The sequence below is a fragment of the Lutibacter sp. genome (genome assembly GCF_041596795.1).
Lineage (GTDB): Bacteria > Bacteroidota > Bacteroidia > Flavobacteriales > Flavobacteriaceae > Lutibacter.
The window spans coordinates 1-23575 of sequence record NZ_JBFHHX010000008.1 but is presented as its reverse complement, the minus strand read 5'-3'; the positions used below and the strand labels follow the sequence as shown (position 1 = coordinate 23575).

The 23575-nt window shown below is 30.1% G+C and carries 25 protein-coding genes; 16 read left to right on the top strand and 9 right to left on the bottom strand.

Annotation, left to right across the window (positions count from 1 at the left end; genetic code table 11):
* Positions 1-16: 16 nt before the first annotated feature.
* Together ABY298_RS02130 and ABY298_RS02125 are read right to left on the bottom strand one after the other, a co-directional pair.
* On the bottom strand, positions 17-685 hold the full coding sequence (locus tag ABY298_RS02130) for a TetR/AcrR family transcriptional regulator (protein WP_372744341.1): 669 nt from the start codon (positions 683-685) through the stop codon (positions 17-19).
* A 169-nt stretch (positions 686-854) separates the two neighbouring features.
* Positions 855-1958: a TolB family protein gene (locus ABY298_RS02125; RefSeq protein WP_372744340.1), complete on the bottom strand. Its 1104-nt coding sequence runs from the start codon at positions 1956-1958 to the stop codon at positions 855-857.
* Positions 1959-2189: 231 nt separating this feature from the next.
* Here ABY298_RS02125 and dusB point away from each other — a divergent pair, with 231 nt between their 5' ends.
* Positions 2190-3170 carry a tRNA dihydrouridine synthase DusB gene (gene dusB, locus ABY298_RS02120; RefSeq protein ID WP_372744339.1) on the top strand — a complete coding sequence of 327 codons (981 nt, stop codon included), beginning with the start codon at positions 2190-2192 and terminating at the stop codon, positions 3168-3170.
* 9 nt (positions 3171-3179) lie between these two features.
* Positions 3180-3902 carry an SdiA-regulated domain-containing protein gene (locus tag ABY298_RS02115; protein WP_372744338.1) on the top strand — a complete coding sequence of 241 codons (723 nt, stop codon included), beginning with the start codon at positions 3180-3182 and terminating at the stop codon, positions 3900-3902.
* A 74-nt stretch (positions 3903-3976) separates the two neighbouring features.
* Here the strand turns inward: ABY298_RS02115 and katG are convergent, their stop codons facing one another.
* The 3 genes from katG to rbfA form a co-directional block, all read right to left on the bottom strand.
* On the bottom strand, positions 3977-6196 hold the full coding sequence (gene katG, locus ABY298_RS02110; protein WP_372744337.1) for a catalase/peroxidase HPI: 2220 nt from the start codon (positions 6194-6196) through the stop codon (positions 3977-3979).
* A 264-nt stretch (positions 6197-6460) separates the two neighbouring features.
* On the bottom strand, positions 6461-7663 hold the full coding sequence (locus ABY298_RS02105) for an ABC transporter permease (protein WP_372744336.1): 1203 nt from the start codon (positions 7661-7663) through the stop codon (positions 6461-6463).
* Positions 7664-8056, bottom strand: coding sequence for a 30S ribosome-binding factor RbfA (gene rbfA, locus ABY298_RS02100; RefSeq protein WP_372744335.1), 393 nt, complete (start codon positions 8054-8056; stop codon positions 7664-7666).
* A 162-nt stretch (positions 8057-8218) separates the two neighbouring features.
* Between rbfA and ABY298_RS02095 the strand changes: the two genes are divergently transcribed.
* The 4 genes from ABY298_RS02095 to truB are packed head-to-tail and all read left to right on the top strand — an operon-like array spanning position 8219 to position 10854.
* Complete coding sequence (locus ABY298_RS02095; RefSeq protein WP_372744334.1) at positions 8219-9097, top strand: cell division protein FtsX; 879 nt, start codon at positions 8219-8221, stop codon at positions 9095-9097.
* Between the two features lie 4 nt (positions 9098-9101).
* The gene (locus ABY298_RS02090) at positions 9102-9347 is read left to right on the top strand and encodes a DUF3098 domain-containing protein (protein WP_372744360.1); all 246 of its coding nucleotides are present in this window, start codon (positions 9102-9104) and stop codon (positions 9345-9347) included.
* A 2-nt stretch (positions 9348-9349) separates the two neighbouring features.
* Positions 9350-10162, top strand: coding sequence for an undecaprenyl-diphosphate phosphatase (locus ABY298_RS02085; protein WP_372744333.1), 813 nt, complete (start codon positions 9350-9352; stop codon positions 10160-10162).
* Entirely contained in the window at positions 10162-10854 is a 693-nt protein-coding gene (truB, locus tag ABY298_RS02080) for a tRNA pseudouridine(55) synthase TruB (protein WP_372744332.1), read from the top strand. The genes ABY298_RS02085 and truB overlap by 1 nt, the downstream gene beginning before the upstream one ends.
* Before the next feature lies 1 nt (position 10855).
* On the opposite strand, the gene ABY298_RS02075 is transcribed toward truB, so the two are convergent.
* Positions 10856-11341, bottom strand: coding sequence for an ABC transporter ATPase (locus ABY298_RS02075; RefSeq protein WP_372744331.1), 486 nt, complete (start codon positions 11339-11341; stop codon positions 10856-10858).
* 47 nt (positions 11342-11388) lie between these two features.
* Positions 11389-11988, bottom strand: coding sequence for a thioredoxin family protein (locus ABY298_RS02070; RefSeq protein WP_372744330.1), 600 nt, complete (start codon positions 11986-11988; stop codon positions 11389-11391).
* 217 nt (positions 11989-12205) lie between these two features.
* On the opposite strand from ABY298_RS02070, the gene ABY298_RS02065 reads away from it, so the two are divergent.
* From ABY298_RS02065 to meaB, 10 genes are all read left to right on the top strand, one after another.
* Positions 12206-12784, top strand: coding sequence for a fasciclin domain-containing protein (locus ABY298_RS02065; RefSeq protein ID WP_372744329.1), 579 nt, complete (start codon positions 12206-12208; stop codon positions 12782-12784).
* A gap of 29 nt (positions 12785-12813) precedes the next feature.
* The gene (locus tag ABY298_RS02060) at positions 12814-13284 is read left to right on the top strand and encodes a cytochrome c (RefSeq protein ID WP_372744328.1); all 471 of its coding nucleotides are present in this window, start codon (positions 12814-12816) and stop codon (positions 13282-13284) included.
* Positions 13285-13327: 43 nt separating this feature from the next.
* On the top strand, positions 13328-15304 hold the full coding sequence (gene nosZ / locus ABY298_RS02055) for a Sec-dependent nitrous-oxide reductase (protein WP_372744327.1): 1977 nt from the start codon (positions 13328-13330) through the stop codon (positions 15302-15304).
* Positions 15305-15472: 168 nt separating this feature from the next.
* Positions 15473-16060 (top strand): hypothetical protein, encoded by a 588-nt coding sequence (locus ABY298_RS02050; protein ID WP_372744326.1) that lies wholly within the window; start codon positions 15473-15475, stop codon positions 16058-16060.
* A gap of 92 nt (positions 16061-16152) precedes the next feature.
* Entirely contained in the window at positions 16153-16599 is a 447-nt protein-coding gene (locus tag ABY298_RS02045; protein WP_372744325.1) for a nitrous oxide reductase accessory protein NosL, read from the top strand.
* A gap of 2 nt (positions 16600-16601) precedes the next feature.
* On the top strand, positions 16602-17840 hold the full coding sequence (locus ABY298_RS02040; RefSeq protein ID WP_372744324.1) for a nitrous oxide reductase family maturation protein NosD: 1239 nt from the start codon (positions 16602-16604) through the stop codon (positions 17838-17840).
* Entirely contained in the window at positions 17827-18534 is a 708-nt protein-coding gene (locus tag ABY298_RS02035; RefSeq protein WP_372744323.1) for an ABC transporter ATP-binding protein, read from the top strand. The genes ABY298_RS02040 and ABY298_RS02035 overlap by 14 nt, the downstream gene beginning before the upstream one ends.
* Entirely contained in the window at positions 18527-19309 is a 783-nt protein-coding gene (locus ABY298_RS02030; protein ID WP_372744322.1) for an ABC transporter permease, read from the top strand. Before ABY298_RS02035 ends, ABY298_RS02030 begins: the two co-directional genes overlap by 8 nt.
* Positions 19310-19372: 63 nt before the next feature.
* Positions 19373-20086 (top strand): Bax inhibitor-1/YccA family protein, encoded by a 714-nt coding sequence (locus tag ABY298_RS02025; protein ID WP_372744321.1) that lies wholly within the window; start codon positions 19373-19375, stop codon positions 20084-20086.
* A 126-nt stretch (positions 20087-20212) separates the two neighbouring features.
* Positions 20213-21217, top strand: coding sequence for a methylmalonyl Co-A mutase-associated GTPase MeaB (meaB, locus tag ABY298_RS02020; RefSeq protein WP_372744320.1), 1005 nt, complete (start codon positions 20213-20215; stop codon positions 21215-21217).
* 104 nt (positions 21218-21321) lie between these two features.
* Here the strand turns inward: meaB and ABY298_RS02015 are convergent, their stop codons facing one another.
* Positions 21322-22134 carry an HAD family hydrolase gene (locus tag ABY298_RS02015; RefSeq protein ID WP_372744319.1) on the bottom strand — a complete coding sequence of 271 codons (813 nt, stop codon included), beginning with the start codon at positions 22132-22134 and terminating at the stop codon, positions 21322-21324.
* Positions 22135-22342: 208 nt separating this feature from the next.
* On the bottom strand, positions 22343-23575 hold a 1233-nt coding region (locus ABY298_RS02010), incomplete at its 5' end, for a methylmalonyl-CoA mutase family protein (RefSeq protein WP_372744318.1).

The window sequence follows — 23575 nt, the reverse complement described above, 5'->3', positions numbered from 1 at the left end:
TTATAGTTAGTTTTTGTTATTTTATAAAGTTTAGAACCATTTCAGTATAAAACTTTTCAATGGCATTGTTTTCCTTGTTAAAATCAGTTAGAGCTGGTAAATGTTCTGCAAAATATTTTTGGTGATGCGCTCCCTCAATAACTGTTGATATTAACATATGTGGATACTGAAATTCTGGCTTTAATTCAATTAATATATCACTTACGCGTTTTACTACTCTTTTATAGGTTTTAAAATATCCCTTTTTATTTTCTTCATCTACATCTTTTGTATGATATGACTTAATAGATTCTGAAATAATAATATTGCTTAAAAGGGTTTCGTTTATATAAGGAATTAAAGTGTTTTCCATTATAGGTTTAGTTAACACTCCAACAGATTTTAATAATCGCTCTTTTGGAGATTCAATATTAGCAGTAGCTATTACAATTTCATATTCAATCCAGGACCAATACCAACTTGTTAAATAAACCAATAGCATATGTTTATTTTTGAAATAACGATATATTGAACTTTCTGGTGAGTTGATAGCTGCGCCAAGTTTTTTAAAAGTAAATGCTTCAAATCCTATTTCGTCTATTAACTCAATACTTTTGGAAAGTATTTTCTGTCCCAGCTCAGATGTATCTGGTTTTTTACAATACAATTCTTTATTTACTTCAATTTGAATATTTAAATTTTCCATCATGAAATTTATTAATACTTGCAAATATAATAGTAATACTATCATTTTTGCAAATAAAATTTATTGGTTATTATTGAGAATAAACATAATATGTTGAAAAATAGCAATATAATGTTTAAATAAATTTTACATTATATACTTGCGAGGTGCTGTTTTTTTTGATTTTAAGTTAATCTACCCAGTCCGCTATAAATAAATTGGTGTCGTGGGTACCATTATTATTTCTGTTTGATGAAAATACAATTTTTTTACCATCAGGCGAAAACATTGGAAATGCATCAAAAACCGTATCAAAGGTAATTTGTTCTAAGCCAGTTCCATCAATATTTATCATAAATAGGTTAAAGCTTCTTTTTGATTTGTGATTGGAGGAAAATATAACTTTTTTTCCTGATGGATGAAAAAATGGAGCCCAATTTGCACTGCCTAAATTGGTGATTTTTGTTAATTCACTACCATCAACATTGCAAATATATAATTCCATATTTGTTGGTTGAACCAAGCCTTCAGCTAATAAATCTTTATATTCTTTAATTTCATCTTCAGTTTTAGGGCGAGAGGAACGGAAAATTAATTTACTTCCATCTGGCGAAAAGAAAGCTCCACCATCATACCCTAATTGGTGGGTAACTTGTTGTACATTACTTCCGTCTAAATTCATAGTAAATAATTCTAAATCACCTGTTCGTGTAGAAGTAAATACAATTTTATCACCTTTTGGAGAAACAGTTGGTTCGGCATCATAGCCTTTTTCAAATGTTAATTGTTTTAATTGATTACCTTTTGTGTCTGCTAAAAAAATATCGTAACCTTCATAAACCGGCCAAATATATTTGTTTCCATAATCTTCTTTTTTTGGAGCTGGCGGACAGTTTACATCGGATAAATGTGTGGATGAATATATAATTGTTTTATTATCAGGATAAAAATAACTACAAGTTGTTCTTCCTAATCCAGTACTTACCAACTGTGGTTTTGCTCCATTACTTAAATCATCTGTAATTTTCATAGTGAAAATTTGGTCGCAATTTAAATCCCAAGTGTTACTAGCCTGAAACACTAATTTTTTGTTATCAAAGCTCCAATAAGCTTCAGCATTGTCTCCTCCAAAAGTTAGTTGTTGTATGTTTTTTAAATGTTTTTCTTGTGGATAGTGTATGGTGTTTACAATTTTTGTGGCTCCTGATTTTGCATCGTAACTAGTAGTTTTAACAGATGATTTACAACCTAAAATTAAGGTTAAAATAAATAATGCAACAAAATTTCGTTTCATATTGATGTTTTTAGTTTATCAAAAATACACTTTTTTCTAAAAGGATATTGATGAGTTTATAAGAGTAAAGTTTTGGCTGAAAACCGCGTTAGTGATTGCAGCGACATCCTTTTTTAAAACAAAACGGAGTAAAGTTTTTAAAAAGATATAGCGAAAAGCACGACCTGTAAGGGAACGCTCAAATAAATGAGGAATAGAAAATAATTAGTATTTTTGCCAAAATTTTTGACTTTGGTAAAAATAGGAAATATAGAATTGTGTGATTTTCCGTTGTTGTTAGCTCCAATGGAAGATGTGAGTGATCCGCCGTTTAGAGCGTTGTGTAAAGAACAAGGTGCGGATGTGGTGTATACGGAATTTATTTCGAGTGAAGGATTGATTCGTGATGCTGCAAAAAGCAGAAAGAAGCTAGATATTTACGAAAAAGAACGTCCGGTTGGGATTCAGGTATTTGGTTCAAATTTAGAATCTATGTTGCGCACAGTGGAAATTGTAGAGCAATCTAATCCTGATATTATTGATATAAATTTTGGTTGTCCGGTAAAAAAAGTGGTAAGTAAAGGTGCTGGAGCTGGAATTTTAAAAGATATTGATTTAATGGTAAGTTTAACCGATGCAATGGTAAAACATACTAAATTACCTGTTACTGTGAAAACGCGTTTGGGGTGGGATGAAAGTTCTATTAAAATTGTTGAGGTTGCTGAACGTTTGCAAGATGTTGGTTGTGCAGCCATTTCTATTCACGGTAGAACTCGTGCTCAAATGTATAAAGGAAGTGCAACTTGGGCGCCAATTGCTGAGGTGAAAAACAATTCTAGAATGTATATTCCTGTTTTTGGAAATGGCGATGTAAATTCACCTGAAAAAGCAATGGAAATGCGCGATAAATATGGTTTAGATGGTGCTATGATTGGACGTGCAAGTATTGGTAATCCTTGGTTTTTTAAACAAGTAAAACACTTTTTTGAAACAGGTGAACATTTACCAGAAATTACTATTGCAGAACGTGTAGAAATGGCAAGGAGACATTTGCAAATGGAAATTGATTGGAAAGAAAATGAAATTGTAGGTGTAATGGAAACACGTCGTCATTATACAAATTATTTTAAGGGAATTCCTGATTTTAAAGAATACAGAATGAAAATGGTAACTTCAGATTCTGCACAAGATGTTTTTAATGCTTTTGATGAAGTGTTGCAAAAGTTTGCTTAATTTTAAAGGATGAAATTTAAAACTATTGCCTTATTTATTTTTGTTTCTTTTTTATCTTGTGGAAATGTTTCTGAAGTTAAAAAACTATTAGAACCAATAGCTAAAGTTAAATTAAAAATCTCAGAACCTTCTGGAATTGCTTTTTATAACAATCATTTATATATAGTAAGTGATAGAAAGTATTTTATTTATAAAACTAACTTACATGGTAAAGTTGTAGGTGAAATTGCCACTAATTTAACTGGTTTAGAGGGAATTACTGTTGATAATTTTGGGAATTTTGTTGTTGTTGATGAAGTTAAAAGGACTTTGATAAAAGTTGATGCTGGAGGAAATAGGTTGTTTAAAACTAAAATTAAGGGAAAGCAAAAGGATAAGAACAGTGGTTTAGAAGGAGTGTGCTTTAATTCTAAAAACAACTCCTATTATTTGTTAAACGAAAAATCACCTAAAGAATTAATTAGGGTTTCTGAAGAAGGGGAAGTTTTAAAAACTATTAAAATTTCATTTGCAAAGGATTTGGCTGGTATTTGTTATGATGCTAAAGCCAATGTTTTTTGGCTGGTAAGTGATGAATCTGAATCTATTTATAAAATAAATGAGAAAGGAAAATTACTTGGTTCTTATAAAATACCTGTTAAAAAACCAGAAGGAATTGTGGTTGTAAACGACTTAATTTATGTAGTGAGTGATAGTGAAAGTAAAATGTATACTTTTAAAAAACCGAGTTAATTTTTACATAAAGAAATAAAAAAAAGCAGTTTGGATTTTACCAAAATGCTTTTTTTAATAGATAGTTATTTTATTTATTTTAAATCAAATCTATCGGCATTCATAACTTTTACCCAAGCTTGTACAAAATCATTAATAAATTTATCTTTATTATCATCTTGTGCATAAAATTCTGAATAAGAACGTAAAATTGAATTAGATCCAAACACTAAATCTACACGGGTTGCAGTCCATTTTACTGCTCCAGATTTTTTAGATACAATATTATAAATTCCATTTTCTGTTGGTTTCCAAGAATAAGCCATATCTGTTAAATTAACAAAGAAATCATTTGTTAAAGCACCTATTTTATCAGTAAAAACTCCGTGTTTTGTTTCGTTGTAATTTGTTCCAATTACTCGTAATCCTCCAATTAAAACTGTCATTTCTGGAGCAGTTAATCCCATTAATTGAGATCGGTCTAATAATAATTCTTCTGGACTTACAACATATTCTTTTTTCAAGTAATTTCTGAATCCATCAGCTTTAGGTTCTAGTGGTTCAAAAGATTCAATATCGGTCATTTCTTGAGAGGCATCTCCTCGTCCTGGTGAAAATGGAACTTGAATACTTGAACCAGCATTTTTTAGAGCTTTTTCTATACCAACATTACCAGCTAAAACAATAGTGTCAGCAATGCTAATACCAAATTCTTTTGCAATTGGTTCTAAAATAGAAATTACTTTAGCTAATTTTTTAGGTTCATTTCCTTCCCAATCTTTTTGTGGACTTAATCGTATTCTGGCTCCATTTGCTCCTCCTCGTTTGTCAGATCCTCTAAAAGTTCTTGCGCTATCCCAAGCAGTTGATACCATTTCAGAAATACTTAAACCTGATTTTTCAATTTTTTCTTTAACTGCCTTTACATCATATTCTTTTTTTCCATTTTCAATTGGGTCTTGCCAAATTAAATCTTCTTTTGGAACATCTGGTCCAAAATAACAAGATTTTGGTCCCATATCTCTGTGCGTTAATTTAAACCAAGCACGTGCAAAAGCATCAGAAAAAGCATTAAAATCATTTTTAAATTTTAATGATATTTCTTTATAAATAGGATCTACTTTCATAGCCATATCTGCATCTGTCATCATTGGATTATGACGAATAGAAAAATCTTCAACATCTACAGGTTTATCTTCTTCTTTTATGGTTTTAGGTTCCCATTGCCAAGCTCCGGCTGGGCTTTTACGCAATTCCCAGTCGTGGTTAAATAACATTTCAAAAAAGCCATTATCCCATTTTGTAGGTTCTGTTGTCCAAGCACCTTCTAAACCACTGGTTACTGTATAACGACCTTTTCCTGTTTTATTTGGATTATGCCAACCTAAACCTTGTTCTTCTACATTTGCAGCTTCAGGATCTGGTCCAAGAATACTAGCATCTCCATTTCCATGTGTTTTTCCAACCGTATGTCCTCCGGCAGTTAAAGCAACTGTTTCCTCATCATTCATTGCCATCCTTTTAAAGGTTTCTCTCACTTGCTGACCAGTTTTTAGCGGATCTGGTTTTCCATTAACACCTTCTGGATTTACATAAATTAATCCCATTTGAACAGCTGCTAAAGGATTTTCCATAGTTGATGGATTTTCTACATCCTCATAACGGCTATCGCTAGGTGCTAACCATTCTTTTTCTGCTCCCCAATACGTGTCTTTTTCTGGATGCCAAATATCTTCACGACCAAAAGCAAAACCAAAGGTTTTTAACCCCATATTTTCATAGGCAATGGTTCCTGCCAAAATAATTAAATCGGCCCAGCTTACTTTATTACCATATTTTTTCTTAATTGGCCAAAGTAGGCGTCTTGCTTTATCTAAATTAACGTTGTCTGGCCAAGAATTAAGTGGCGCAAAACGTTGGTTTCCTGTTCCACCACCACCACGTCCATCAGCAGTTCTGTATGTTCCAGCTGAATGCCATGCCATTCGGATCATTAAACCACCATAATGTCCCCAATCAGCTGGCCACCATTCTTGACTATCTGTCATTAAAGTGTGAACATCCTTTTTTAGGGCTTCAACATCTAATTTTTTTAATTCTTCTTTATAATTAAAATTATTAAAAGGGTTGGTTTTAGTGTCGTGTTGGTGTAAAATATCAAGATTTAATGCGTTAGGCCACCAATCCATAACAGTTTTATCTGCCGAAGTATTTCCTCCGTGCATTACTGGGCATTTTCCAGTTTCAGTAGTTTCTGGTTTATTTGTAAATTGACTGTGATCAACAGGGCATTTACCTTCTTTTGAATCGCTCATAATATATTTTATTTTTTTTATTTCAAATTTAATATAAATTATCACTATCAACATTATAAATGTTATAGATAATATTTATAAAACTATAAGAGGGGTGTATATTTAACAACAATTACTATTTTAAATTAAAAACAAATTTTTTAAAAGATGTTTTAATTTTTGTGTACTATTTGTTGTTAAGTGGTTAATAACTTTAAAGTTATGAAATAAATTTATAAAATAAAGATTGTAGATTGATTTTTTTAACCTTTATAGGATTTAAAATTACTCTACTAATTTGGTTGATATTCTGCTACTTGCAATTTTAGAAGCAAAAAAGCCTAAAATCAAGATTGTGATTATAACCGTAAATACATTGGTATAATTAAATTCTACTGGGTAGGCTAGGTTAGGAGTAATCATAAATAAATGATATTCTTTTTGGAGCAATACCAAAATAATTCCTAAAGTAAGTCCAATAATAAGTCCTACTACCGAGAGTAAAAAACCTTGTAGTATAAATATGCGTTTAATTTCTTTTACGGTTGCTCCTAAATTGTACAATGTTTTTAAATTGTCTCTTTTATCTAAAATCATCATAATTATTGCGCCAATAACGTTAAACAGCGCAATTATTAAAATAAGTGTAAAAATTAAGTACGATGCTAAATTTTCAGTATTTAGCATTTTATAAAATACAGCATTTAATTGCTCTCGGGTTTCCACTTTAAAATTGTTTCCGAAAGCGGTTTTTAATTCGTCAATAATTTTTGTGCGATTTTCAATTGAAGTTACTTTTAATTCGAGACCAGAAATTTGTTCAGGTTTATAACCTAATAATTCCTGAGCAACCTCTAATGATGTAAAAGTATATTTTTTGTCAATATCATCTGTTAAGGCAAAAACACCAATTGGTTGCGTATGAATTTCTGTAAAAGCATTATTTGGATTTGTTATATACCCAGATCCTGGTTTAGGAACATAAATTTTTAACGGTTCTAAAAAATCGAAAACACCAACTGATAAAATGGAGGAGATTCCGTTTCCAACAACTGCTCCGTAAGGAATTTCTTCTTGCAGCCATGTACCAACATACACCGTTGTATCTATACTATTTACATTTGTGTAATTTACATCAACACCTTTAATGTACGCTATGTGAGTTTTTTCGTGAAATTCAAAAAAAGCACGTTCTTCAATTACTTTTGAATACGATGCAATGCCTTGTTGATTTTTTATTTTTAATTGTAATGTATCGGTAAATAAAAACGATTTTCCTTTTTCTGAAGTAATTTTAATATCAGGATCTGAAGTATTTAAAAAGCCAATGCTAAATTCTCGAAGTCCAGAAAAACCAGAAAGAACAATAAACAAAGCTAAAGTTCCAATAACTACACCAATGGCCGCAATAAAAGTGATAATATTGATGGTATTGTTGCTGCTTTTAGAAAATAAATATCGTTTAGCAATGTAAAAAGGAAAATTCATTTATCGTTTCTGGCGCTTTTCTAAAATATCAGGATTTTTAATTGGGTTTTCTTTTTTACCTTTTAAAGCATTGTCAATATCTTCAATATAATCTAAACTATCATCAATATAAAAGAATAATTCAGGCATACGTCTTAATTGATTTCTTGTACGGCGCGCCATTTCGTATCTAATTGTAGTGGTATTTTCTTGTACACCTTTTAATATAATTTCTCTATTTGTTTGTGGAAAAACACTAAGGTATACTTTTGCCGTTGATAAATCTGATGTAACATTTACTTTACTAACAGATATAATTACACCTTTCATTCCATCTTGCGCTGCGTGTTGTAATACTTCGGCTAGGTCTTTTTGTAAAACACCTGCTATTTTTTTTTGTCTGTTTGTTTCCATAGTGCAAAGATAATAGTTAAAAGTACATAAATTTCAATTTTCTTTTTTGATGATTTTAAATAAAATATATTTTAATATTATTTCTCATAAAAAACTAAAAATCAAAAAGTACCAACTAACAACAAATTTGTATATTGCAGCCTATTTTAATACTAATTACTTTTGGACAAATCATTTGAAAAATATCAAAAAAGGCGATTAAGATCTTCGTACTTTTCAGTAATAATAAGTATTGCTTTAGTACTTTTTTTAGTAGGGATTTTGGGACTTATTGTTTTAAAAACCAACAGTATAACAAAACACTTTAAAGAAAGAGTTGCAATAACTGTGTTTTTAAAAGACAATGCCAATAATGACGATATTAAAATTTTAAAAGCAGAATTAGAGAAAGCGGAATATACAAATTCAGTTACATTTATCTCCAAATCTGAAGCAGCAAAAAAATATAGCGAAGAAATTGGCGAAAATTTTTTAGATTTTTTAGGTGAAAATCCTTTAAAAGACGCTATTGATGTATCTTTAAAATCAGATTTTGTAACGCCTGAAAAAATGGCTGAAATTGAACAAAATTTGAAAATAAGAAGTATTGTTGCAGAGGTTTCTTACGATAAACCTTTAATAGAATTATTAACCAAAAATATTACACGTTTAAGTTTTTGGATGCTATTATTTAGCGGATTATTTACCTTAATTGCCGTTGTTTTAATTAATAGCTCTATTCGTTTATCTGTTTATTCTAAGCGTTTTACTATAAAAACAATGCAAATGGTTGGTGCAACCAAAGGGTTTATTCGCATTCCGTTTATTATTCAAAGTATGAAACTAGGTTTTATTGGAGCCTTGGTTGCAATTATGGGCTTGGTTGGTTTTATTTTATACATGAATAAAATGGTTCCTGAAATTGAATTATTGTCGGATTATGAAATGTTAGCAATGTTGTTTGCAGCAATAATAGGACTTGGTTTATTAATAACTTGGATAAGTACATTTTTTGCAACTCAAAGGTTTTTAAATTTAAGAACAGATGAATTATATTACTAATAAGATGAAAGAAAAAAATCAAAATAGCCAAAATGAATTTTTATTTGGTAAAAGAAATTATATAATAATGCTTATTGGAGTAGTATTTATTGCTGTTGGATTTATTTTAATGGCTGGCGGAGGTAGTGATGACCCGAATGTTTTTAATGAAGAAATTTATAATTTCCAAAGAATTCGATTAGCACCTACACTTGTTTTAATTGGTTTAGCTATTGAAATTTATGCAATAATGGCAAAATCAAAAAAATAAGAATGAATTTTATTGAAGCAATTATTTTAGCCATTATTGAAGGAATTACAGAATACTTACCTGTTTCTTCAACTGGACATATGATTATAGCGTCGTCATTTATGAAAATAGCAAATGATGATTTTACCAAACTGTTTACTATTGTAATTCAATTAGGAGCAATATTGGCGGTTGTAGCTTTATATTGGAAACGTTTTTTTCAGAGCTTAGATTTTTATTTAAAACTATTAGTAGCTTTTATACCTGCAGTTTTTTTTGGATTACTTTTTAATGATGTTATTGATGGTTTATTAGAAAGCCCGTTAGTTGTTGCAATTTCGTTGATTTTAGGTGGAGTAATACTTTTAAAAGTTGATGATTGGTTTAAAAGCAATGAAGTTATAGACCAAGAAAACCCAAACGAACACGTGGAAATAAGCTATGCAACTGCTTTTAAAATTGGTTTGTTTCAATGTTTAGCAATGATTCCTGGAACATCAAGAAGTGGCGCAACAATTGTTGGTGGAATGACTCAGAAATTAACTAGAAAAACAGCAGCCGAGTTTTCGTTTTTTTTAGCAGTTCCAACAATGTTAGGAGCAACTTCAAAAAAACTGTTCGATTATTTTAATAATGGTTTGTTTTTATCTGGAGAACAAATAAATTATTTAATTGTTGGAAATATTGTTGCCTTTATTGTGGCTATGATTGCTATAAAATCGTTTATAGATTATTTAAGCAAACACGGTTTTAAAATTTTTGGATATTATAGAATTATTTTTGGAATTGCACTTTTAATCATACATTTTTTCATTTACCCTTTAACAATTATTTAATGCTTACCGAAGACGATTTTAAAAACGGACAAGTTTTGTTAATTGATAAACCTTTGGAATGGACTTCCTTTCAGGTAGTGAATAAAATTCGTTGGCACATTCGTCAGAAATTTAATTTAAAAAAAATAAAGGTTGGTCACGCAGGCACTTTAGATCCTTTAGCAAGTGGTTTGTTAATTATTTGCACAGGAAGCTTCACTAAAAAAATAGATGAATATCAAGGGCAAATAAAAGAATATACGGGTGAAATTACCTTGGGAGCAACTACACCAAGTTACGATATGGAATCTGAAGTAGATATTACTTTTCCAATAGATCATATAACTGAAGATTTAATTAAAAAAACAACAGAACAATTTATAGGTGAAATAGCACAAGTTCCACCTATGTTTTCTGCTTTAAAAAAAGATGGTGTGCGATTGTATGATTTAGCTCGTGAAGGAAAAACGGTTGAAATAAAATCGAGACAAATTACAATTTCAGAATTTGAAATTACTAAAATTGAATTGCCAAAAGTACAGTTTAGAGTAGTTTGTAGTAAAGGAACATACATTCGTTCTTTAGCAAATGATTTTGGTAAAGCGTTAAATTCTGGTGGTTATTTATCTAAATTGCGTAGAACAAAAATTGGAGAATTTAATGTTAAAAACGCAATGGAACCATTGGAATATATAGAAAAAGTATTGAATTAAATTATTTAACCAAGCGTCCTAGCCAACTTTCCATTATATTTATTTCCCAATTGTAGCGTAATTCTTCTTTAACAGTAATCATATTGTTAAATACCGTTGTTTTATCAGAAACACCTTTATTTTTTATCATTTTTTTAAACTCAACAATATCTTTGTATTGTACAAATTCGCCCTGCTTATAACAAACATTAATTTTATCTAGCAAAACAACTTCGTATTTTTTTTCTAACTCAATAATAAAAGAAGTTAAAGTATCTTGAGCTTCTAAACTTAAATTATATTCAGTATCATTAGCTGTAATAATAATAAACCTATCGTGTTTTATTAAAAACGAACATTCAATAGGATCTCTATCACTTTTCCAGTTGTTTAAAAATGTTTCAACGCTTTTAGAAATCTCTTCAATCTCTTGTGGATAAAATTTTCTGTTTGATGGGAAAACCCAAATTTTCGCTTCTTCTGGAATAGTACTAAAACCTACTGTCATTTTTTTTTAATTTTGGCAAAGGTATTGAAAATAACAGTAGTATAAACTTATGAAGCTTGTAATAGTTTTATTAAATCTTTTTGAGTGCTGTTTCCTTTGTCTTTATTGTACCAAATTTGTAAATCCTTTTTAAATTCAGCATCAATTACACCATTTTTAGCTTTATAATCTTGTACCATTTTAGTTGCAATTTCAGGTCTCGGTCCCCAAGAATTAACTACGTTTTTATCTTCGTCAATAATAATTGTTTTTGGTATAGATTTACTTCCGTTAGTTAAAAACTGATTCATTAACGCATCATTTTCATCACGTAAAACAATTTTTAAATCTATGTTTGCAGATACTTCAGCTACCTTGTTTAAAATTGGAATAATTTGAGCAGCATCTCCACACCAACCTTCGGCAATTACTAAAAAAGTAAATTTTTTATGAAGTTGATTTAATGAATGTAAAGTTTCATCGGAAATTTTTAAAGTTTTATCTAACCTATCCATTCGTTTATCATTTAATAAACTGTAGTTTAATAAGTCTTCAGATTGTTCTGCTCCTGTTGATAATCCTTCAGCTAATAAACTTTTAATTTTAGTTCGGTACTCAGAATAAGTAAATGATTTTGTTAAACTATTTTCAATTAATGAATTATTCATTTTTTTTCTTTAAATTTAAGTCAGTTTTTTTGTCGAATAATTTTTAAACCCTTACAAGGTAAAATTAAATATTATTTTTTATAAGTTTTGTAATATGCTTAACATAAAAAAAGATAAAAATATCCGAAAATCATATAAAAATGACTTTTGTCATATTTAAAACGATTTCGGCAGTATATATTTGTGAAATTAATTAAGTACGTTAATAATATATACCATGAGAGAAATTAATTTAACTACCACGTTTTTAGTTGTATTAGCGCTTTTTGTTGTTTCGTGCGGTAAAGGAGGAGAAAAATCAACCAACAAAACTAATTCGCCAGAAATTGAACAAACAAAACAAGGACAGTCAGCTGTGATAGATACAGTTTCAGCTGCAAATGTTTTACAAGTAGCAGAATCTTTAGATGATTTTAAAACATTGGTAGTAGCAGTGCATGCAGCCGGAGTTGAAGATGCACTTGTAAATGCAGGGCCATTAACTGTTTTTGCACCCGTTAATGCTGCATTTGATAAATTACCTGAAGGAACTGTAGAAGATTTATTAAAACCTGAAAATAAATCAAAATTAGGAATGATTTTAAAAAATCATGTGGCTCCGGCAAATTATCCAGATACACAATTGTCTAAAGAAGCAAAAAAAGGACGTAAATTATATATGGCTTCTGGTAAATATTTAATAGTTGAAGAAAAAGAAGATGGAATTTATGTAGGTGGAACAAAAATTTTAAAAACAGTACAAGTAAGTAATGGTTGGATTCACGTAATTGATAACGTATTAGTTCCAACAGAGTAATTAAATAAATCAAAATTAAACCTAAAAAAATGAAATTAAAAGTATTTGTATTTACAGTAATAATGGCATTAGTAGTAAGCTGTGGTAGTGATGGAAAAAAAGATGATAAAGCAACAGGGCCTCAAGAGGAGACAAAAGAAGAAGTTGCTGAAGTGGACCCAATGAAAGATAAAGGAATTGGACCTATTAAAAGTATTACCTTAGGAGAAATTGATCAAGCAATGGTAGATCAAGGTCATGAGTTATTTAAATCTAAGTGTTCTGCTTGCCATAAAGAAGATAAACGTTTTGTTGGGCCAGCTTTAGCAGGTGTAACCGAAAGACGAACTCCTGAATGGATTATGAATATGATTTTGAACCCTGAAGTAATGGTTGCTGAAAATGCAACTGCTAAACAATTATTGGCAGAGTATTTATCACCAATGGCAAATCAAAGCTTAACTGAGCAAGAAGCAAGGTTAATTTTAGAATACTTCAGAACTTTAAAGGTGGCAGAGTAAACCTTTAAGTAAAACGGAAAACAACAAACAAACAAATAATAGTATGAAAACAATTTTTAAAACTTTATTAGCATTCACAATAGTATCAACAGTACTTAGTAGTTGTGGTAACGGAGGCGACAAAGGAAAACACGGAGCTTTATCGGGCTCTGCCGCTGAAAAAGTGTATGTTGCTCCTGGGGAACATGATGAATTTTATGCATTTGTTTCTGGTGGATTTAGTGGACAGTTAGCTGTTTACGGATTGCCTTCTGGGCGTTTATTTAAAGTAATTCCAGTTTTTTCAGTAGATGCAGAAAAAGCATATGGTTTTAATGAAGAAACAAAGCCAATGTTAAACACTTCTCATGGATTTATTCCTTGGGATGATTCTCACCATCCTGACATTTCGCAAACTGCAGGTGAATTAGATGGTCGTTATGTATTTATTAATGGTAATAATACGCCTCGTATTGCAAAAATAGATTTAACAACTTTTGAAACTGCCGAGATTATTGAAATTCCTAACTCAGCAGGTAATCACAGTTCATCTTTTGTAACTGAAAATACCGAATATGTTGTGGCGGGAACTCGTTTTTCTGTGCCTTATCCTCAAAGAGATATGCCAATTAAAGAATACAAAGGTAATTTTAAAGGTGCTTTAACTTTTATTTCTGTAGATCCTAAAGATGGAGCAATGGATATTAAGTTTCAAATTATGATGCCTGGTTTTAACTACGATTTATCACATCCAGGGAGAGGGAAATCTCACGGATGGTTCTTCTTTACAACCTATAATACAGAGGAAGCAAACTCTTTGTTAGAAGTAAACGCATCGCAAAACGATAAAGATTTTATTGCAGCTATTAATTGGAAAAAAATTGAAGAATATGTAAACAATGGTGGTGGAACAAAAGCACCAACAAATTATGCGCATAACGTTTATAGCGATGAAACACATAGTGCAACTTCAACAATGAAAAAAGAGGTTTTAATTGTGAATCCGGCTGATGTTCCTGGCGCAATTTATTTTTTACCTACACCAAAATCTCCTCATGGTTGTGATGTTGATCCTTCTGGTGAATACATTATTGGAAATGGAAAATTGGCTGCCGAATTAACAGCCCATTCCTTTACAAAAATGTTAGCTGCAATTGAAGGTAAAAAGTTTGATGGTGAAGCGTACGGAATTCCAATTTTAAAGTATGAAGAAATTTTAGCCGGAGCAGTTAAACAACCTGGTTTAGGGCCACTTCATACAGAATTTGACGGAAAAGGATATGCTTATACTACATTCTTTATTTCTTCTGAAGTTGTAAAATGGAAATTAGGTACTTGGGAAGTAGTTGATAGAAAACCTACTTATTATTCTCCTGGTCACTTAATGATTCCTGGAGGAAATTCTAGAAAACCATTTGGTAAATATACTTTAGTAATGAACAAAATTACAAAAGACCGTTATTTACCAACAGGTCCTGAGGTAACACAATCTGCACAATTGTACGATATTACAGGTGATAAGATGGAATTGCTATCAGATTTTCCAACTATTGGAGAACCACATTATGCTGCAGGAATACCCGCTGAATTAATAAAAGAAAGATCTAAAAAAATATTTAAGTTAGAGGAAAACAAGCATAAATATGTAACTAAATCTGAAGCAGAAGGTAAGGTTGTACGGAATGGAAATGAGGTTCATATTTATATGACAATGATTCGTTCTCACTTCTCTCCAGACAATATTGAAGGTGTGCAAGTAGGTGATAAGGTATATTTTCACGTAACTAATTTAGAGCAAGATTATGATGTTCCTCACGGAATTTCAATGATTGGAGCACAAACATCGGAGTTATTAATTATGCCAGGACAAACTGAAACGTTTGTGTGGGAACCTAAACAAGTAGGTGTTTGGCCATTTTATTGTACAGATTTTTGTTCGGCCTTACACCAAGAAATGCAAGGTTATGTTAGAGTTTCTCCAAAAGGATCAAATGTACCTATTACTTTTACACTTGATGGTGATACAATTGGTGCAGAATAATTTTCGTTTTTGATTGATTTTTTTAAATAAATAGAAGCGGGCAAGTCAAAATGTCTTGCCCGTTTTTAATAAAAATAGCCAAAATTTGAAACTTGTGAATCCAAGTTTATTAAAAGTTTTAAAATTAACTTTCAGCAGATTTTAACTTAAAACTTAAAACAAAAAAGAATGAAAAAATCTAAAATATTAATGATAATAGGTTCGCTATTATTGTTAGGACTATTTGTGTTTCCTCTTTGGAACATTACTTTAGAAGCTCCCCAATATCCAATTCCTTTAGGTATGGATATTTATATTAATAAATTTGTTGATACTCATGAATTTGATATAAAAAATATTAACTTAATGAACCATTATGTTGGTATGCAATACATTCCTGAAGCTATTCCTGAATTTAAAATATTTCCTTGGGCAATAGGAATTATGGTTGCGCTAGGTGTTATTATTGGATTTTTTGGAAACTATAAATTATTTTTAGGATGGTTTGTTATAATGACACTATTAGGAATTGCTGGAATGTATGATTTTTATTTATGGGAACATGATTATGGACATAACTTAGACCCAAAAGCAATTATGACGTTTAAAAACCCTGATGGATCAGTAATGGGATTTCAACCACCATTATTTGGCTCAAAAGATATTTTAAACTTTAAAGCACATTCTTATCCTCGTTTAGGCGCTTACTTAATGTTTTTAGGAATGTTTTTAACTTTTATAGCTTTTTTTGTTGGAAAGAAAGAAGCAAAATCTTAAAAACTAGTACTTATTTATATGTTAAATCAAAGATGTAAAGAATCCGCTATATTCGTTTTAATGTATATTTATAATCTAAAAAAATCGAAATAATGAGAACTAATTTCTACAAACCAATTACTGGATTAGGTATTTTATTGCTTTTAATTTCATGTAAAATTGAACCAGAAGCAATTAATTTTGGAAAAGATCAATGTAGTTTTTGTGTAATGAATATTGTTGATAAAACACATGCAGCACAATATGTTACTAAAAAAGGAAAACAATTTAAATTTGATGCCATAGAATGTATGGTAAATGATTTAAGCGAAAAAAATGAAGATGATTTAGCTTTTATTTTGGTAGCAAATTACGCCAGCCCTGGAGAAATGATTGATGCTAAAACAGCAGCATTTTTAATTAGCTCACAAATAAAAAGTCCTATGGGAGCTAATCTATCTGCTGTATCTTCAATGGGAAAAGCAGAGGAGTTACAGCAAAAATATTCAGGAGATATTTATACCTGGTCAACATTAAAAGAAAGACTTTCAGATAAATAATCATGAAAAATACAATTATTTTCTTTTTCTTATTTTCATTTTCCTTTTTACATGCAAAGCAAATTACTGTTTGTAATTCATGTTCCATAAAAACCATAAAACAGGCTGTTTTACAAGCTGAAAACGGAGACGAAATACTTCTTAAAAAAGGTATTTATAAAGAAAATAATATTGTTATAAATAAATCAATAACCTTAACTGGAGAAAAAGGTGTTATTATTGATGGAGAAAATTCTGGAGGAATTATAATATTTGAAACAGATAATTTTAAAATTAAAGGGCTTAAAATTATTAATGTTGGAATGAGTTATACCATTGATTATGCTGCAATAAAAGTAATTAGAGCAACAAATTTTATTATTGAAGATTGTATTTTAGAAAATGTGTTTTTTGGATTACTAGTTGAAAAATCTAAAAAAGGAATTATCCGAAACAATACCATATCAGGTAATAGAAAAAGTGAGGCTAGTTCAGGAAATGGAATTCATATTTGGGATGGAAGTGAAATGGAAGTATATAATAATATTGCTTTTGGATTACGAGATGGAATTTATTTTGAGTTTGTGAAAAATAGCAAAGTTTTTAAAAACAAAAGTTATAATAATATTAGATACGGATTGCATTTTATGTTTTCAAATAAAAATGTATACCATCATAATATATTTGAGAATAATGGGGCTGGAGTAGCAGTTATGTTTAGTAAATTTATTACCATGCATAACAATGTTTTTAAACTAAATTGGGGTTCCGCTTCTTATGGATTATTATTAAAGGAAATTTATGATGCCGAAATTTACAACAATGTTTTTCAAGAAAATACTATTGGAATTAACGGTGAAGGTTGTACCAGAATTAATTATAAAAATAATACTTTTTTAAGAAACGGATGGGCCATAAAAATTGCAGGTGCTTGTTATGCCAATATTTTCGAAAGCAATGATTTTTTACATAACTCTTTAGATTTAGCTTACAATACCAAGGTAAACGATAATAAATTTGAAAACAACCATTGGAGTGAATATACTGGGTACGATTTAAATAAAGATGGCGTAGGCGATATTCCATACAGGCCCGTAAAATTGTTTTCTTATGTTGTAAATAAAACTCCGGAAGCATTGGTTTTATTAAGAAGCTTATTTGTTGATATTATCAATTTTTCAGAAAAAGTATCGCCAGTTTTTACACCCGATGATTTAATGGATAAAAAACCCATAATGAAAGTTATAAATGATAGATTTTAAAAATTTACATAAAAAATTTGGGAAATTGGTGGTTCTCAATGGTCTTGATTTAAATATTAAAGAAGGAGGGATTTTTGCCATTTTAGGTCCAAATGGTTCAGGAAAAACTACTTTAATTAAATGTTTGTTAGGGATGGTAATTCCTAATGAGGGAGAAATTACCTATAAAAATAAAAGTGTTTTAAGAAAATGGGACTATAGAAATGATCTTAATTACCTTCCTCAAATTGCAAATTTCCCACCAAATTTAACAGTTGTTGAATTAATTGAAATGGTTAAAAATTTACGACCAAAACAGTCTAATGAGCAAGATTTAATTAAACTTTTTGGATTAACAGATTCTCTTCAAAAAAAATTAGGAAACTTATCTGGCGGAACAAAACAAAAGGTAAATATTGTGCTTACTTTTATGTTTGATAGTAACTTAATTATTTTAGATGAACCAACAAATGGACTAGATCCGATTGCTTTAATTCATTTAAAAGAATTAATTCTAAAAGAAAAAGCGAAAGGTAAAACCATTTTAATCACTACACATATTATGAGTTTTGTGGATGAAATGGCAGATGAAATTGTGTTTATTTTAGATGGTAAAATTTATTTTAAAGGAAGTGTAAATCAGTTAAAAGAGCAAACTAAAAACGATAATTTAGAACACGCAATTGCAAATTTAATAGCTAAACAATATGCTTAAAATATTAAAATATAGTTTTTACGATTTAATGCGAAGCCGTTGGAGTTACGTGTATTTTTTATTCTATTTAATATTAGGTTTTGTGTTGTTGTTTTTAAATAATGATGTAAACAAAGCTGTAATAACTTTAATGAATATTATTATTGTGTTAACTCCACTTATTGGAACCATTTTTGGCGTTATGTATTACTACAATTCTAGAGAATTTACTGAACTTTTATTAGCGCAACCTATCAACAGAAAAAAGATTTTTATGGGGCAATATTTGGGTATTTCTATTTCACTAACCTTAAGTTTGGTTTTAGGTTTAGGTATACCATTTGTACTGTATGGCTTATTTAAATCTACAGCAATTTTTAATTTTGGATTGTTATTGGTTGTAGGTTCTTTTTTGAATTTTATTTTTGTTGCCCTATCGTATAATATTGCTCTTTCTACAGAAAATAAAATAAAAGGATTTGGCTATGCTATTTTAATGTGGCTGTTTTTAGCTGTTATTTACGATGGAATATTTTTAATATCATTAATCCTATTTGATGAATATCCGTTAGATAAATTCTCACTATTTGCCACAATGTTTAATCCAATTGATTTATCCAGAATTCTTATTTTATTAAAATTAGATATTTCTGCTTTATTAGGATATACAGGTGCTGTATTCAGAAAATTTTTTGGAACCAGTTTAGGAATGGTACTTTCTATGTCCATTCTAGTTTTATGGGTGTTAATTCCAGTTGTTAGAATGAATTTAAAATTAAAGAATAAAGATTTTTAAATTTTCTCTATAGTTTAAATTTACTTATTAAATTTGTTCATCTTTTAAAACATATGTATTACTATGGAAAATAATTTTCAAAACGTTGATTTTAGTCAAAAACAGCTAGATTTAACTCAAAATGTTTCAGTGTATATTACAAAAGTATATAACTGGATGGCAATTGCACTGTTAGTAACTGGTGTAGTTGCTTATTTTACTGCACAATCTGAAACTATGGTTCAGGCAATTTTTGGAAGTAAAATCTTATTTTTTGGATTAATTATAGGAGAATTAGCCTTGGTAGGCTATATTTCTGCAAGAATAAACAAACTAAGTTCATACAATGCAACGCTATTATTTTTGGCCTATACAGTTTTAAATGGCTTAACAATGGCTGTTATATTTTTAGCGTACACGTCCTCATCTATCTCAACAACATTTATAATTACCGCAGGAACTTTTGGAGCTATGAGCTTGTACGGCTATTATACAAAAAGTGACCTTACAAAAATTGGAAACTTAGCATTTATGGCTTTAATAGGAATTATTATTGCATCTGTAGTTAACATGTTTATGCAAAGCGAAATTATGTCGTGGATTATTTCCTATTTAGGAGTTGCTATTTTTATTGGCTTAACAGCTTATGATACTCAAAAAATAAAACAATTGGCAATTAATGGTTTTGAAAATGATGAAAGTATGGAGAAAAACGCCATTTTAGGAGCACTAACTTTATACTTAGATTTTATTAACTTATTTTTATTTTTACTAAGAATTTTAGGTGACAGAAAATAAATTGACGCTAAATTTTACTTGAATAAATTCAGTAAAAAAATACGTGTTTTTATGAATATGCGTATCTTTGTTTTTTATCAAATTTTATATCAAAAGCTATTTTTTGTAGCCTTTAGACCTTAATTAATGAAGACATACAAGCCAAAAGGAAGACTTACCGCAGCACAATATATTTCAGGAATTTTAGCAGGAGACCGCGTTTTGCTGTCGAGAGCAATAACCATTATTGAAAGCAATTTAGAAACAGATAAACTACTTGCTAAGGAAATTGTTCAGGCAATATTGCCACATTCTGGAAACTCTATTAGAATTGGAATTACTGGGGTTCCTGGAGTTGGAAAAAGTACTTTTATTGAAGCTTTTGGTAAATACTTAATTACTCAAGAAAAACGTGTAGCAATCTTATCTATAGATCCTAGTTCTCAGCGTTCAAAAGGAAGTATTTTAGGTGATAAAACTAGGATGGAAGAATTGGCAAATATGCAAGAAGCCTATATTCGTCCTTCGGCATCGGGAGATACTTTAGGAGGTGTTGCCAATAAAACGGGAGAAACAATGTTATTGTGTGAAGCTGCAGGATACGATGTTATTTTAATTGAAACCGTTGGAGTAGGGCAATCTGAAACCGCTGTTCATGGAATGACAGATTTCTTTTTATTATTAATGTTGTCTGGTGCAGGAGATGAGCTGCAAGGCATTAAAAAAGGAATAATGGAAATGGCGGATATGGTTGTAATTAATAAAGCTGATGGTGATAATGTTAGAATGAGTGAAATGGCGCGTTTACAATATCAAAATGCGTTACATATATTTCCTCAATCAGAGTCTGGTTGGAGCCCTGTTGTGAGCACCGCTTCTGCAATAAAAAATATTGGAATTTCTAATGTTTGGGATGAGGTTTCTAAGTTTAAAATGTTGGTTGATGAAAATGGTTATTTCTTTAAAAATAGAAATCACCAACAAATACAATGGATGTATAACAATATTAATGAAGAATTAAAACGATTGTTTTATGGTTCAAAAAATATTAAAAATCATTTATCTTCCTTAGAAAAAGATATAATTTCTAATAAAGTTTCACCTGTAAAAGCAGCTGAAACAATGATTGAAGAATTTAAAAAATCGTTTTAACTTTTGATGTCGTCATTCTAAACTTGTTTCAGGATCTCATCATAATCATCATTTTCACTACAATAAAGTAAATTTTAGATTCCTGCCTTTTTAGAAATGACAAACTATTTTAGATTTCTTGAATTTATCAATTGTTCAAGTACCAATTCAACACCAAATTCGTTATTACTTTTTGTCTGATAGTTTGCTGCTTTTTTTACGTTTGGATGCGCATTTTCCATTGCAAAACTAAAGTCAGCTAATTCCAACATTTTTAAATCGTTATTATAATCGCCAAAAACCATAGTCTCTTGCTTGGTAATTCCCAGTTTGTTTTGAAGAATATTTAAAGCGTAGCCTTTATTAGCATTATTATGAGAAATATCTAACCAATGTTCACCAGAAACAATCACCTGCATTTGGCTTTCTAAATGTTTTACTGAAGGGTAGATGTGGGTTTCTGAACATTTAATATGATATGCTGCAATTTTAAAAAAGGTATCATTTGTAACTTTAGATAAATCGTCAACAACAGAATATTCAGAATAATAATTTTTGAACATATTAATAAATTGTTCGTCTTTAGTTTCTATATAGGCAGAGTTTTTTCCGCATAAAACAATGTGAACATTATTTAAAGTTCTTAAAATATTGATGCTTTTTAAGATATACTCATTAGGGATTTCAGTAGAAAATATCTCCTTATTTCCTTGCATTGAAAATGCACCATTTTCTGCAATAATAGTAATTTCATCTTTTATAGTTTGAAACCTATCTACAATACTAAAATATTGTCTACCGCTTGCTGCAATAAACTGTATGTTCTGCTTTTTTAATTGGTTATAAATATCAAAAAAATGCTCGCTAACTTCGCTTTTAGAGTTTAGCAAAGTTCCATCCATATCCGTAACAACCAATTTTATTTTTGAAAAATCCATAGTTTAATTTAAAGTGCAAAAATAGTGTTCTAAAACTTAATACTTGTAAAAAGAAAAAACTGCTTAAAAAGTAGTTATAAAATCGTCATTCTGAATTTATTTCAGAATCTCATCATATTGATTTTGAATCAGTATGTGAACCTAAAACAAGTTCAGGTTGACGAAATTTCACCTTTTAAGCAGTTTTCAATAGTTATAATTTATAGCATTAATCTTGCTCTAAATATAATTCCATAATTTTTATGGCTGATTCAGAAATAACAGTACCAGGACCAAAAATAGCTGCTACTTTTCTTTCTAATAAATAGTCATAATCTTGTGCTGGTATAACTCCACCTGCAAAAACCATAATGTCTGGTCTTCCAAGTTTTTCTAATTCACCAATTAATTGAGGAATTAATGTTTTATGACCAGCAGCTAAACTAGATGCTCCAACAAAGTGCACGTCGTTTTCAACAGCTTGTTTTGCAACTTCTTCTGGAGTTTGGAATAATGATCCCATATCTACGTCAAAACCTAAATCAGCGAAACTTGATGCTACTACTTTTGCACCTCTATCGTGACCATCTTGACCCATTTTAGCAATCATAACTCTTGGTCTACGACCTTCAATTTCTGCAAATTTATCAGCTAATTTTTGAGCTTTTGCAAAAGTACTATCGTCACTTACTTCTTTACTATACACGCCACTTATTAATTTAGTATCAGCTTTATGTCTTCCAAAATGAACTTCTAAAGCATCAGAAATTTCACCTAAAGTAGCAAAATTTTCAGCTGCTTCAACAGCTAAAGCTAATAAATTTCCTTTACCAGTTTCTGCACAAGCAGATAATGCTGCTAAGTTTTTATCAACAACTGCTTGATCTCTATTTGCTCTTAGTTTTTTCAAACGCTCAATTTGCGAATTTCTAACAACAGTATTGTCAACTTCTAAAATTTCAATGTCTGATTTTTCTGCAGTTTGGAATTTATTAACACCAACTAAAATATCTTGACAAGAATCTAAACGTGCTTGTTTACGTGCAGAAGCTTCTTCAATACGAAGTTTAGGAACTCCAGTTTCAATAGCTTTTGCCATTCCGCCTAATTCTTCAACTTCTTCAATAAGTTTCCACGCTTTTTTAGCAATTTCTTGTGTTAAGTATTCTACGTAATAAGAACCAGCCCAAGGATCAACTGCTTTTGTAATTTGCGTTTCATCTTGAATAAATATTTGGGTATTACGTGCAATACGAGCAGAGAAATCTGTAGGTAAAGCAATTGCTTCATCTAAAGCGTTTGTGTGTAAACTTTGCGTTCCACCTAAACCAGCAGCCATTGCTTCAATACAAGTTCTGGCAACATTGTTAAATGGATCTTGCTCACTTAAACTCCATCCAGAAGTTTGACTGTGCGTACGCAAAGCCATAGATTTTGGATTTTGTGGGTTGAATGATTTTAT